Below are 308 nucleotides of genomic sequence, written 5' to 3'. Positions count from 1 at the left end.
CTTTACGTTTTTTTGATGAAGGCGGATCACAATAAAGAGAATCTTTGCGAATATCAAAATAAAATGCTGATAATTCAGTGATGGAAAAATCTAACAATGCGCGCATAATCTTTTTAAAATCAAAATCATCATACGCTCGATTCACCAATTGATCGAGTTCAGAAAGTCGATGTAATATCAATTTTTCCAGATCTGGCAACACGCAATAAGATATTTCTTCTCCTTCATCATGCGCTAAAGTTCCAAGCATCCAGCGAATTGCATTCCGCAATTTACGATAGGAATCGACATTTGTCTGAAGAATTTGT

Annotated in this window: 1 protein-coding gene; it reads right to left on the bottom strand. The window is 35.1% G+C overall.

What is annotated here, in order from left to right:
• Positions 1-308 (bottom strand): class I tRNA ligase family protein (locus ACFINZ_RS11540; protein WP_375701587.1); only part of this gene is annotated, 308 nt, incomplete at both ends.

This window comes from Bartonella sp. AA81SXKL (genome assembly GCF_042196945.1).
In the GTDB taxonomy this organism is placed as follows: Bacteria; Pseudomonadota; Alphaproteobacteria; order Rhizobiales; family Rhizobiaceae; genus Bartonella.
Note: the sequence above shows the minus strand (reverse complement) of the source record. Positions and strands in the feature narration are given on the sequence as shown.